This window comes from Sphingomonas sp. AP28 (assembly GCF_056680455.1).
Genome location: NZ_CM155283.1, coordinates 789,085 through 801,239, shown reverse-complemented (window position 1 = coordinate 801,239; position 12,155 = coordinate 789,085). Strand labels below are relative to the sequence as shown.

General features: G+C 65.8%; 7 protein-coding genes. 5 read left to right on the top strand and 2 right to left on the bottom strand.

The window, feature by feature from the left end; all coding sequences use genetic code 11:
* The first annotated feature begins 50 nt into the window (after nucleotides 1–50).
* Nucleotides 51–479: a hypothetical protein gene (locus AC1MH0_RS03485; protein WP_480964735.1), complete on the top strand. Its 429-nt coding sequence runs from the start codon at nucleotides 51–53 to the stop codon at nucleotides 477–479.
* A 54-nt stretch (nucleotides 480–533) separates the two neighbouring features.
* On the opposite strand, the gene AC1MH0_RS03480 is transcribed toward AC1MH0_RS03485, so the two are convergent.
* On the bottom strand, nucleotides 534–1,388 hold the full coding sequence (locus tag AC1MH0_RS03480) for an AAA family ATPase (RefSeq protein ID WP_121885167.1): 855 nt from the start codon (nucleotides 1,386–1,388) through the stop codon (nucleotides 534–536).
* A 66-nt stretch (nucleotides 1,389–1,454) separates the two neighbouring features.
* A complete protein-coding gene (locus AC1MH0_RS03475) occupies nucleotides 1,455–2,129 on the bottom strand; it encodes a DUF6975 family protein (RefSeq protein ID WP_480964734.1) in 675 nt (224 codons plus the stop codon).
* Between the two features lie 332 nt (nucleotides 2,130–2,461).
* Here AC1MH0_RS03475 and AC1MH0_RS03470 point away from each other — a divergent pair, with 332 nt between their 5' ends.
* The 4 genes from AC1MH0_RS03470 (at nucleotide 2,462) to AC1MH0_RS03455 (ending at nucleotide 12,070) form a co-directional block, all read left to right on the top strand.
* Nucleotides 2,462–4,735 (top strand): S9 family peptidase, encoded by a 2,274-nt coding sequence (locus tag AC1MH0_RS03470; RefSeq protein ID WP_480965667.1) that lies wholly within the window; start codon nucleotides 2,462–2,464, stop codon nucleotides 4,733–4,735.
* Nucleotides 4,736–4,741: 6 nt separating this feature from the next.
* A complete protein-coding gene (locus AC1MH0_RS03465; RefSeq protein WP_136190373.1) occupies nucleotides 4,742–5,458 on the top strand; it encodes an MgtC/SapB family protein in 717 nt (238 codons plus the stop codon).
* A 369-nt stretch (nucleotides 5,459–5,827) separates the two neighbouring features.
* A complete protein-coding gene (locus AC1MH0_RS03460; protein ID WP_056482153.1) occupies nucleotides 5,828–6,853 on the top strand; it encodes an aspartate-semialdehyde dehydrogenase in 1,026 nt (341 codons plus the stop codon).
* Between the two features lie 552 nt (nucleotides 6,854–7,405).
* Nucleotides 7,406–12,070, top strand: coding sequence for a beta strand repeat-containing protein (locus tag AC1MH0_RS03455; protein ID WP_480964733.1), 4,665 nt, complete (start codon nucleotides 7,406–7,408; stop codon nucleotides 12,068–12,070).
* Nucleotides 12,071–12,155 lie beyond the last annotated feature (85 nt).

Genomic DNA, 12,155 nt, shown 5'->3' with positions numbered 1-12,155 from the left:
GGGTGATCACAGCTTCGCGTTTTCATAAAAACATAATAAGGATTATGATAATGACGGTCGACATCAGCGAGAAAATGGGTGCGGATACGGCGCAGGCTTTACTGGCCGGGACAGTCAACTGGAAGCAATATGACGGCAGCCGGATCGCCTCGAACGCCAGTGGTGGTGCGGTATATCTGGCGATGTGGGGGCAGCTGTTCGCGATTCCCGACGGGGCAACCTTCAACACCGTTTTCAACAACTGGAACGACATCATAATCAGCGACTATCTAGTCGCCGAAATGCCGAGAGGACCTGCGCTATCCTCGGGTTCGTTCACCGCGGTCAGCGTGACGTCGCCCGCCCAGTATCTGGTGACGTTGGGCAAGAAGCTGTGGATTCCCGACCCGGCAACCGTGACGCGGTTCAACTTCCGTGGTCCGGTGACGATCCCGCACCTCGCGCTGGACTATATCCCGACCGGTGCCAACGTCAGCTGAGCGGGGTGGCGTGAACCGGCGGCGCGAACGCACGCCGCCGGTTCGCCGAGCCGATCACCCCTGGTTCTTCTGCCGCTTTGCCATGAACGCCAGGCGTTCGAACAGCATGACGTCCTGTTCGTTCTTCAATAGCGCGCCGTGGAGCGGCGGGATCGCCTTGGTCGGGTCGCGGTTCTGGAGGATGTCGAGCGGCATGTCCTCGTGCAGCAGCAGCTTCAGCCAGTCGAGCAGTTCGCTGGTCGAGGGCTTCTTCTTGAGGCCGGGGACGTCGCGGACGTCGTAGAACAGGTCCATCGCCTTGCTGACCAGGATTTTCTGGATGCCGGGGAAGTGGACGTCGACGATCGCCTGCATCGTGCCGCGGTCGGGGAACTTGATGTAGTGGAAGAAACAGCGGCGGAGGAACGCGTCGGGCAGTTCCTTCTCGTTGTTGCTGGTGATGATGACGATCGGGCGCTCGACCGCGCGCACCGTTTCCTTCGTCTCGTAGACGTGGAATTCCATCCGATCGAGTTCCTGCAACAGGTCGTTGGGGAACTCGATATCGGCCTTGTCGATCTCGTCGATCAGCAGGACGGGCGGCGCGGGCTGCGTGAACGCCTCCCACAATTTGCCCTTGCGGATATAGTTGCCGATGTCGTGGACGCGCGCGTCGCCGAGCTGGCCGTCGCGCAGGCGGGCGACCGCGTCATATTCGTAGAGCCCTTGTTGTGCCTTGGTGGTCGACTTGATGTTCCATTCGATCAGCGGCGCGCCCAAAGCCTTGGCGATCTCGTAGGCGAGCACGGTCTTGCCGGTGCCGGGTTCGCCCTTGATCAGCAGCGGGCGGCGCAGCGTCACGGCGGCGTTGACCGCGACTTTCAAATCGTCGGTCGCGACGTAGCTCTGGGTGCCCTCGAAGCGCTTCATGCGATGTCCCGTCCGGTTCTGAATACCGGGTATGGATAGAGGGGAAGCGTCGGTCAGTGCAAGCGGTCAGAGGTCGCCGCGTGCGCTCGACCGCGCTTCGAGCAACGACCACAGGCCGCGGTGCTGTGCGAAGAGTTGCTGCGCGCCGAACAGGATCGCGCGCTGGCAACCGGGCGATGCACCGAGTTCCGCGACGAGTGCGGCGGTGTCGGTCTCGGACGGGATGGTGAGCGGGGGGACGGCCACGCCGAACCGCTCCGCTGCGACATCGAGCACCCGGCGGATCGCGCGCCACTCGATAAGGAGCGCGGCGACGGCCCCGGTGGCGCACCCCCGTCGCTCCGAACGCGCCAGCATTTCGAGCGCGTGACGCTCTCCGACCAACGCCGACTCGGTTTCCGCCTGGCCTGGGGTCGAGGGAAGTGGGCCGACCGCGGCGGTGAGATGGGCGAGATACGTCCGCTCGTCCGCAAAGCCGCTGGCCGCGACCGAGAGCCAATGCGATGCCTCGGGCTGGACCGCGCGCGCGGCCACGTCGGCGATCAGGCCGGGATGCTCGCCGTGAACTCCGCATAGGGCGTGAACTGCGTCGGAGAGGTTGCGCAGGTCGGAGCCACCGCTGGTAAGGCGAACGCAATGCGGGTGCGCGGCGCTGCCGTCCGCGTCGGCAAGGGTGACGACCGCGTCCCATGCGCTCCGCTCGCCCGGCTCCCCGTTCTGTATGCCCGCGTTCGAAACCATCATTCCCCGGCCGTGCTGCACCACGGAAAGTCCAATCCGCGACGATGTTGCGCTCGCCTTAAACGAAGGACGTAAAGACGAAGTGTACGCGGCGTTCATTATGCCGTGTTGGACGGAAACGACGATTGCGCGGGTCATGCCGTCAGGTCGGGCGCGTTTCGGTCCACCTGCCATCGCGATGCGGCCTTTACGCAAGCGCATGCCGCCGCGATAACGCGCGACCGAACATTTTCGGGTCCGTCGGGCGGTGTCCGGCAGGATGATTCCACGGAGACTACAGGATGCGCACATGGTTGCTCGGGCTTGCACTTGCTTCGGTCGGAACCGCCGCGATGGCCGCTGATCAGGTGACCCCGCCCGCAGTGCCTGCCGCGCCGTTGCCTGCGCCCGCCCCTGCGCCCATCCGCCCGGTCGAGGCCGCAAAGCCCGGCGACCTGACGATGGCGCGCGTGTTCGGCAATCCGGACCTGTCGGGATCGCAGCCGAAAGCGGTACGGCTTTCGCCCGACGGCACGCTGCTGACGAGCTTGCGCAACCGCGCCGACGAGAAGGAGCGCTTCGATCTCTGGGCGGTCGATACCGCGACCGGGCAGGCGCGAATGCTGGTCGATTCGAAGACCGTCGGCAGCGGTGCCGAGCTGACCGAGGCCGAGAAGATGCAGCGCGAGCGCGCGCGCATCGGTGGGCAGAAGGGCATCGTCGCGTATGACTGGGCGCCCGATGGCAAGTCGATCCTCGTGCCGCTCGACGGCGACCTGTATCTCGCCGACCTCGACGGTAAGGTGAAGCGGCTGACCAACACACCCGGCGGCGAGCTGAACCCGGTGGTCAGCCCCAAGGGCAGCTTCGTCTCGTTCGTCCGCGACCAGAACGTCTTCGTGCAGCCGCTCGCCGGCGGCGACGCGCGCGCGGTGACGACCGGCGGTGGCGGAACGGTGCACTTCGGCGAGGCGGAGTTCGTCGCGCAGGAGGAAATGGATCGCCGCACGGGCTATTGGTGGTCGCCCGACGAGCAATATGTCGCGGTCGAGCGGTTCGACGAGGCCCCGGTCCATACCGCGACGCGCGCGTCGATCGGCGCGACCGGGACCAAGGTCTACGAGCAGCGCTATCCGGCTGCCGGTACACCCAACGTGCTGGTCGACCTGTACATCATGAAGCCGGATGGCTCGGGGCAGGTGAAGGTCGATCTCGGCACCAACCCGGACATCTATCTGGCCCGCGTCGACTGGACGCCGGATGGCCGGATGCTGCTGGTCCAGCGCCAGAGCCGCGACCAGAAGCTGCTGGAGATGCTCCGCGTCGATCCGGCGACGGGCAAGTCCACCGTGCTGTTCACCGAGAAATCGGGCGTGAAGAGCTGGCTCAACCTGTCCGACGCGTATCACGTTTTGAAGGACGGCAGCCTGATCTGGCGTTCGGAGCGGAGCGGCTATGGCCAGCTCTACCGGTTCGCGTCGGGGAAGTGGTCGCAGCTTACCAAGGGCGACTGGGTCGTCACCGATCTGGTCGGTGTGGACGAGACGAAGGGGCGGCTGTTCTTCCTTGGCAACAAGGACGACGTGCTCGAGCAGCAGCTCTATTCGGTCGATGTCGCCAAGCCGAACGTGATCACCAAGTTGACCGAAGCCGGCTGGTGGAACAGCGCGACGATGGATGCGGCCGCGAGCCGCTTCATTATCTCGCGCTCGAACCCCAAGCAGCCGACTCAGGTCTATCTAGCCGACGCGACCGGCAAGCGGATTTCGTGGATTAACGAGAATGCGGTGGTCGAGGGGCATCCTTACTACCCGTATCTGTCGAGCCACCAGGAGACCAAGTTCGGAACGCTCAAGGCCAAGAACGGCATGACGCTCCATTACGAGATGATCACGCCGCCGCTGGAGCCCGGCAAGAAATACCCGGTGTTCTTCGAGCATTACGGCGGGCCCGGCACCGGCCAGCAGGTCACGCGCGGCTGGCAGGGTGCCTTGCCGCAATACCTGGTCGATCGCGGCTGGATCTATTTCAAGATCGACAATCGTGGCTCATATAATCGCGGCAAGGCGTTCGAGGACCAGATCTATCACGCGATGGGGACGGTCGAGGTCGAGGACCAGCTGTCGGGCGCGAATTATCTGAAGTCGCTGCCGTTCGTCGAGCCGAGCAAGATCGCGACCTATGGCTGGTCGTATGGCGGCTATATGTCGTTGAAGATGCTGGAAAAGACGCCGGGCGTGTATGCGGCCGCGGTCTCGGGCGCGCCGGTCACCGACTGGCAACTGTACGACACGCATTATACCGAGCGGTATCTCGGCGATCCGGCGAAGGACCCGGCGAGCTATTCGACGTCGGCGGCGGTCGAGGAGGCTAACAAGATCGTCGATCCGTTGCTGCTGATCCACGGCATGGCGGACGACAATGTGTTCCTCGACAATTCGACCAAGGTGGCAGCAAGGATGCAGGCGACCGCGACGCCGTTCGAGATGATGTTCTATCCGGGCTACACGCACCGCGTGGCGGGGCCGGGGATCAGCGAGCATGTCTGGGGGACGATCCTGAACTTCCTCGACCGGACGGTGAAGGACAAGCCGGTGCCCGAGGCGGCTGCGGTCCCGGTCAAGTAAACGCCGGTGCGGTTCGTCGAGACGTTTCACCTGTGGCCGTTCCTCGACACGGTGGTGAGCTATATCGCCGCGTTCGTGTTCGGGACGCTGATCGGGGCGGAGCGGCAATATCGCCAGCGGACCGCGGGGTTGCGGACGAACACGCTGGTCGCGCTCGGGTCGGCGGCGTTCGTCGATCTCGGGCAGCGGCTGGGCGGCGACGTCGAGTCGATCCGGATCATCGCCTATGTCGTGTCGGGGATCGGCTTCCTCGGCGCGGGCGTGATCATGAAGGAGGGCATGAATGTCCGCGGCCTCAACACCGCGGCAACGCTCTGGTGCTCGGCGGCGGTAGGGTCGTGCGCGGGCAGCGACATGATCGCGGAGGCGGGGTTGCTGACGTTCGTGGTGCTGTTGGCGAACACCGCGCTGCGGCCGCTGGTCGACGGGATCAACCGGATCCCGACCGAGGGGCGGACGATCGAGGCTACCTATAGCGTGATGGTGACGGTTGCGGCGGGGGATGCGGGGCCGATCGGCGATCTGGTGGTCGAGCATCTCGAGGCGGCGCAGTTGCAGGTGGCGGAGCTGGATGTAACCGAGCGGGGGGAGGACCGGGTAGAGATCGCGGCGACTCTGGTGGCGACGAACGTGCCGGCGGAAGAGCTGGATGCGATCACGGATCACCTCGCGAAGGTGCACGGGATCGAGCATGCGACGTGGCAGGCGCGGACGCACGACTGAGCGGGGCGGATCTAGCTGTGCACCTTCCCTAACCACCACCCCGGCGAAGGCCGGGGCCCAGTTGGAAAGGTCGCAGTAAAGGACCGCAGCGCTCAGTTAGCAACGTCCCCCAACTGGGCCCCGGCCTCCGCCGGGGTGGTGCCACTTCTGGGGCAGATGCTGTCCATCTCGCCAAGCTAGCGTGTTCTCCCGCGAAGGCGGGAGCCCAGTCTGGACCCCCGCCTTCGCGGGGGAACAACGAAGCAGGTGCAACGGTCGTTGCGATCCACTCCCCCGAAACTCCCCCTATCCACGCAACAAGTCGAAAGCCGTTGGACCTCGCCGCGCAACGTCGGTACTGCCCGCCCCAAGTCCAATCGGAGTTATGACATGGGTTATCGGGTGGTGGTCGCAGGCGCGACCGGCAATGTCGGGCGTGAGATCCTCAACATCCTGGCGGAACGCGAGTTTCCGGCGGACGAGATCGCTTGCGTCGCGTCGTCGCGCAGCCAGGGGTTGATGGTCGACTATGGCGACACCGGCAAGCAGATCAAATGCACGAACATCGAGCATTTCGACTGGAACGGCTGGGACATGGCGCTGTTCGCGATCGGCTCCGAGGGTTCGGCGATCTACGCGCCAATCGCTGCCGCCGCAGGCTGCGTCGTGATCGACAATTCGTCGCTGTATCGCATGGACCCCGACGTGCCGCTGATCGTGCCCGAGGTGAACCCCGAGGCGATCGACGGCTACAAGGTCCGCAACATCATCGCCAACCCCAACTGCTCGACCGCGCAGATGGTCGTCGCGCTGAAGCCGCTGCACGACGCCGCGAAGATCCTGCGCGTGGTCGTCTCGACCTACCAGTCGGTGTCGGGCGCGGGCAAGGCGGGGATGGACGAGCTGTTCGAGCAGAGCCGCAACATCTTCGTCGGTGATCCGGCCGAGCCCAAGCTGTTCACCAAGCAGATCGCGTTCAACGTGATCCCGCACATCGACAGCTTCCTCGACGACGGCTCGACCAAGGAAGAGTGGAAGATGGTCGTCGAGACCAAGAAGATCCTCGACAAGAAGATCAAGGTCACCGCGACGTGCGTCCGCGTGCCGGTGTTCGTCGGCCATTCCGAAGCGATCAACATCGAGTTCGAAAACGAGATCTCGGCCGAGGAAGCGCAGAACATCCTCCGCGAGGCACCCGGCATCATGCTGGTCGATAAGCGCGAGGACGGGGGGTACATCACGCCGATCGAGTGCGTCGGCGACTTCGCGACGTACATCAGCCGCGTGCGTGAGGATCCGACCGTCGAGAACGGCCTCAACCTGTGGTGCGTCAGCGACAACCTCCGCAAGGGCGCGGCGCTCAATGCGGTGCAGATCGCGGAACTGCTCGGGCGTCGGCATTTGCAGAAGGCCTGATTCGCGCGGGCCGTCGCGGCCCCGCATCCCGTCCGAACTCGGCGTCCTGACCGCGTCGTCACCCAAGGTGACGGCGCGGTTTTTGCGATTCGTGCCGGCGACACGAAAAATCGGCGGCGCGTGGCGGCCGAACCATTCCCGGTCAGTTCCAATCAATGTTCCGAGATAAACCCCAAATCGGGTTGGCATATTAACTGTCAAAATCGGCTGTTCCGGTACTTACACAGCAAATGACGTATCGAGCAAAACAATAACGGTTTTGATCAAAGACCATAATGATTTTAAGTTAGGGCAATAACAGAGATGGACTGTAGTGGTTCCTGCACTGTTCTTATTTATTACAGTAACCTGCTGTTAGTATTGTCAGGGTGAACATGCTCCCGTTCCGGTAGTCGATCCTGATGTCGACGATCCGGGAAGTTTTGGCTGCTGTTGCAGTCGTCAGTGGAGGGTTGTTTGATGACTGACGCATTTGTTCGCCCGCATGTTCGTGACGCTGTGACGTCGACTGGGGTCGACGCGACGGCACCGTCTCCCGCTTTGCAGTCCGTGATGCGTTCTCGCGCCTTGCGCCGCTTGCGAGACGGCGTTTCGCTGATCGGGCTGGCAACCACGTCGCTGTTTGCCGCGCAGTCGGCGGCCGCACAGACGGCGCCCGTCCCAAACCTGGTCAGCGCATGTTCGGGCGTCAGCCTGCCGCCATCGGCGGTCACGGAAATCCTTCGCCCGGTACTCAACGGCATCGTCGCGCCGACTCAAAGCACCATCAACGGCGCACTCTCGAGCGTGAGGGTCCTCGCGCTGCTCCCCCTGGTGAACGTTGACGTCACGACGCCAGACCTCAGCCTCGATGCCGACGGACTGCTGGACAACGCCGCAACCGGCAAGAACATCACGCTGCAGGTCTTGAACTCGAAAGGGCAGATCGTCGGGCCGGCCGATCGCTGCGATACGCAGGCGGACAGCTTCTCGTTACGCAACACGGCGGGTATCTCGATAGGCGGCAACCGGATCACCGGACTCGGCAGTCCCGGGGCCGACGCCTCGGCGGGCGAAGTGAACTCGGTCGCGTTCGGCAATGCGGCAAGCACGGCCATTACGGCGACGGAATCGGTCGCGTTGGGCACGAGCGCGACCGTACGTGCGGGTGCAGTCGGCGCGATTGCGCTAGGCACGCGCGCGAACGTGGGCGTGGATGCAACCGGGGCGATTGCGTTGGGCACCGATGCGAGCGCCACCGGCGTGAACGGTGTCGCACTTGGCGCATTAAGCCGCGCCGACCGTGGACCGCTGGCAGGCTACGGCGCCGTCGGCCTGGGCACCGTCGCGCAGACTTCGGTTGGCGAGGTCTCGGTGGGCGCACCCGGTGCGGAGCGACAGATCACCAACGTCGCTGCGGGCTCGGCGGCCACCGATGCGGTCAACGTCGCGCAGCTCACCGGCGTGCAGGCGCAGATCGGCACGCTCTCCACCGGTGCGGTCCAGTATGACGATGCGAGTAAGGCAAGCGTGACGCTGGCCGGTGCCGGCACCGGTGCGGCCCCGGTCGCGCTCCGCAACGTCGCGGCAGGCACGCTCGGCGCGACCTCGACCGACGCCGTCAACGGCAGCCAGCTGTTCGCGACCAACACCAACGTCTCGAACCTGGCGACGAACATCAGCAACGGCGCGATCGGCGCGCTGCAATATTCCAGCGCCGCAGCGCCGACAGTCCCGAATGGCGGCGTTCCCTCCAACGACGCCGCGCTGGTCGGTGTCGCGGCCGGACCGGTCGGGCTGCACAATGTCGCCAATGGCGTCGTTGCCGCCGGATCGACCGACGCCGTCAATGGCGGGCAATTGTCGACTGTGACGGACCAGGTCGGCACGCTGGCCGGGCTCGCCGTGCAGTATGATGACGTGACGCGCACCCGCGCGACGCTCGGCGGGGTCGGCACCGGCGCGGCGCCGGTCGCGCTCGGCAACGTCGCGGCAGGCTCGCTTGGGGCGACTTCGACCGACGCCGTGAACGGTAGCCAGCTGTTCGCGACCAATACCAACCTCACCAACACCAACACCGCGCTGACGAACCTGACCACCAACATCAGCAATGGCGGCATCGGCGCCGTCCAGTATTCGAACGCCGCGGCGCCGACGGTGCCGAATGGCGGCGTGCCGAGCAACGACGTCGCGCTGGTCGGTGCGGCTGCAGGGCCGGTCGGGCTGCACAATGTCGCTGCGGGTGTCGTCGCGACGGGATCGACCGATGCGGTCAACGGCGGTCAGCTGTCGACGGTCGTCGATCAGGTCGGAACGCTCAACACGCTGGCGGTCCAGTATGACGATGCGACCCGCGCCCGCGTGACTCTGGGCGGCGTCGGTGCGGCACCGGTGGCGATCGGCAACGTCGCGGCGGGAACGCTAGGTGCCACCTCGACCGACGCGGTCAACGGCAGCCAGCTGTTCGCGACCAACACCAACGTCACCAACCTGACGACCAACATCGCCAATGGTGCGATCGGTGCGCTGCAATATTCCAGCGCAGGTGCACCGACTACGCCGAACGGTGGCGTGCCGTCGAACGATGCGACGCTGGTGGGTGGTGCCGCCGGCGCGGTCGCTCTGCACAATGTCGCGGACGGCACTGTCGCGGTGGGTTCGACCGACGCGGTCAATGGTGGTCAGCTTGCCCTGGTCTCGGGGCAGGTCGGCACGCTGAACGGTTTGGCGGTGCAGTATGACGATCTCAGCCGGTCGCGGGTGACCTTCGGGGGAGCGGGCGCACCACCGGTCGTGCTCGGCAACATCGCGGCGGGGACGCTCGGCGCGACCTCGACCGAGGCGGTGAATGGCAGCCAGTTGTTCACGACCAACGCCAACGTCACCAACACGAATACGGCGCTCACCAACCTCACGACCAACATCGCCAATGGCGGGATCGGCGCGGTGCAATATTCGAATGCCGCGACGCCGACCACGCCCAATGGCGGCGTGCCGAGCAACGATGTCGCGCTCGTCGGTGCGGCTGCCGGCCCGGTCGGGCTGCACAACGTCGCCGACGGCGTCGTCGCGACCGGTTCGACCGACGCGGTCAATGGCGGGCAACTCGCGAGCGTTTCCGGGCAGGTGAGCGGACTGTCGGCGCTGGCGGTGCAGTATGACGATATCGGCCGGTCGCGGATCACGCTCGGCGGCGTAGGGACCGGTGCGGCGCCCGTCGTGATTGGCAACGTCGCGGCAGGGACGCTCGGCGCGACCTCGACCGAGGCGGTCAACGGCAGCCAGCTGTTCGCGACCAATACCAACGTCACCAACCTGACGACGAGCATCGCGAATGGCGCGATCGGTGCGCTCCAATATTCGAGCGCAGGCGCACCGACCACCCCGAACGGAGGCGTGCCGTCGAACGACGTGACGCTGGTCGGGGGTGCCGCTGGTGCCGTCGCCTTGCACAATGTCGGCAACGGCGTGGTCGCGGCCGGCTCGACCGATGCGGTCAATGGCGGCCAGCTGGCAACCGTCTCCGGCCAGGTCGGCAATCTCGCCGCGCTGTCGGTGCAGTATGACGATCCGACCCGGACGCGCGTGACGTTCGGTGGGGCAGGCAACGCGCCGGTCGTGCTCGGCAACGTCGCAGCGGGAACGCTCGCGGCAGGGTCGACCGAAGCGGTCAACGGCGGGCAGCTCGTTGGGCTCGGCACCAGCGTCGCGGCGGGTCTGGGTGGCCTGTCGAGCTACGACGCGGCAACTAACCGCGTGCTCGCCTCGATCGGGTTCGGCGGGGTGCAATATGGCAACGTGCAGTCGGTCTTCGACGCGGTCGATGGCGCGATCAACGGCGGCGCGGGCATCCGGTATTTCCGGGTCCTCTCGACCCGCGGCGACAGCGTCGTGACGGGCACCGACAGCATCGCGATCGGGCCGGAAGCGACCGCGACCGCGAACAATAGCGTCGCGATCGGCACCGGATCCTCGGCACTGCGTGGCGGGACGCTCGGCTATGCCGCGCTCGGGCTGGCCGGCCTGCAGAACTCGGTCGGCGAAGTGTCGGTCGGGTCCGCCGGTGGCGCTCGCCAGATCACCAACGTGGCGGCAGGCACGGCAGCAACGGATGCCGCCAATGTCGGCCAGGTCGCAGGCGTCGCGGCGCAGGTCGCGGCGCTCGGCACCACCACCGTCCAGTACGACAACGGCACGAAGAACGCGATCACGCTCGGCGGTGCCGGCGGGACGGTCATCTCCAACGTCGCCGCCGGCAACGTCGCCGCCGGGTCGACCGAAGCGGTCAACGGCGCGCAGCTTGCGGCGACCAACACGCAGGTGGCGAACAACACGACCGCGATCACCAACCTGGGCAACCAGATCAGCAACGGTGCGACCGGGCCGGTGCAATACTCCAACGCCGGCAGCGCCACCACGCCGAACGGTGGCACGAAGACCAACGACCTGACGCTAGTCGGTGCGGCGGCCGGTCCGGTCGGGCTGCACAACGTCGCCGGCGGCTCGATCGCGGCCGGCTCGACCGACGCGGTCAATGGCGGTCAGGTCTACGCCTTGGCGCTGACGGCGGCGAATGCGGTGTCGTACAACACCGACGCGAACGGCGCGCGGACCAACACCGTGACGCTGGCGGGCGGCAATGCGGCGGCGCCGGTGACGATCGCCAACGTGGCCGCGGGCACGGTTGCGGCGGGGTCGGCCGAAGCGGTGAACGGTGGGCAGCTCTACACTACCAACCAGGCGGTCGCGACGGCGCAGGGCACCGCGAACAGCGCGCTCGCAATGGGTAGCAACTCGGTGCAATACGGCCCCTCGCGTACCAACGTGACGTTCAACGCAGGCGGTCAGGCGACCGTGCTGAGCAACGTCGCGGCGGGCGTATCGACCACCGACGCGGTCAATCTCGGGCAGCTGAATTCGGGCATGAACTCGGCGGTGACGCAGGCCAACGCCTATACCGACGGACGGATCGCGGCGCTGGACTTCGACTTGCGCAACGTCCGCCGGGACAGTTTCGCGGGAACGTCTAACGCGCTGGCCGCGGCCGGACTGCCGCAGGCTTACGAGGCGGGCAAGGGCATGATCGCGATGGGTGGCGGCACCTATGCCGGCCAGTCGGCGGTCGCGGTCGGCATGTCGAAGGCGTTCAGCGACGGTCACACCGTCGTCAAGCTGAGCGGCACCTACGACTCGCAGGGCCGTGCCGGTGCATCGGGTGGGATCGGCTATCAGTTCTGATCCCAACGGTTTGGTGTCGGGAACGGGCGGCCTTCGGGTCGCCCGTTTTCGTTTGGAGCCCAGGGTCGCTCGAAGTCGGTGAAGC